This is a genomic window from Streptomyces sp. NPDC000594 (assembly GCF_040299965.1).
Taxonomy (GTDB): domain Bacteria; phylum Actinomycetota; class Actinomycetes; order Streptomycetales; family Streptomycetaceae; genus Streptomyces.
The window spans coordinates 1-1,059 of record NZ_JBEPCY010000080.1; the positions used below are offsets into that span (position 1 = coordinate 1).

2 protein-coding genes are annotated in these 1,059 nt (G+C 71.6%); both read right to left on the reverse strand.

All coding sequences use genetic code 11. The features are described from left to right. A partial coding sequence (locus tag ABT354_RS37970) for a bifunctional ornithine acetyltransferase/N-acetylglutamate synthase (protein WP_351502632.1) occupies positions 1–521 on the reverse strand: 521 nt, incomplete at its 3' end. Positions 522–711: 190 nt separating this feature from the next. Next, the coding region (locus ABT354_RS37975) for an Asd/ArgC dimerization domain-containing protein (protein WP_351502634.1) at positions 712–1,059 on the reverse strand (348 nt) is incomplete at its 5' end.

Consider the following 1,059-nt stretch of genomic DNA (forward strand, 5'->3'; position numbering starts at 1 on the left):
GCGAGCATCCCCGCGCCCTTCGCCATCCCGCCCACCGTCCAGCCGTCACCGGAGGCGACAGCGGTCTTGTGGACGGTGTCGGTGGTCTTGATCGCAATGGCGGCCTTCTCGCCGCCGTGCGGGGACAGCTCACCGGCCGCCCGCTCGACACCCGGCAGCAGCCGGTCCATCGGCAGGAAGGTCCCGATCAGCCCCGTCGACGCCACCGCCACCTGCCCCGCACCCACACCCAGAACCTCCGCGGCCTTCTCCGCCGTGGCATGGGTGTCCTGGAACCCCTTCGGGCCCGTGCACGCGTTCGCACCACCCGAGTTCAGCACCACCGCCGACACCTCACCACCGCGCAGCACCTGCTGCGACCACAGCACCGGCGCGGCCTTCACCCGGTTCGACGTGAACACCCCCGCCGCCGCCCGACGCGGCCCCTCATTCACCACCAACGCCAGATCCGGACTCCCGCTCACCTTGATCCCGGCGGTAACACCCGCTGCCGTGAAACCCTTCGCGGCCGTGACAGTCACTGCTCCTCCTCGGTCGATCGGTCGCGGCCGCGCCTCCTCGCCCCGGCGATCGGCCGGTGGCGGCGCGTATGCCGCTCGCTGTCTGTCATTGACTCCCCCGTGACCCGCGTGGTCCGTGACCTGGGAGGCGCTGTCCGCCGGCGGTTCGCCGGCCCTCGGGCAGCTGCCTGTCCGCGTAGCTGGGGGTGATTCAGGGGGCGAGGCCGGTGGTGGGCAGGCCGGTGGTCTCGGGAAGCCCGAGGGCGAGGTTCATGCTCTGGATCGCACCGCCCGCGGTGCCCTTGGTCAGATTGTCGATCGCGGAGACCACGATCACCCGCCCCGCCGCCTCATCCAGCGCCACCTGCACCAACGCCATGTTCGAACCCGTCACCGCACCCGTCGACGGCCACACACCCTCCGGCAGCAACCGCACGAACGGCTCACCCGCGAAAGCCTTCTCGTACACCTCACGCACCCGACCCGCCGACACCCCCGGCCGCACCCGCGCCGAACACGTCGCCAGAATCCCCCGCACCATCGGAGCCAGCACCGGCGT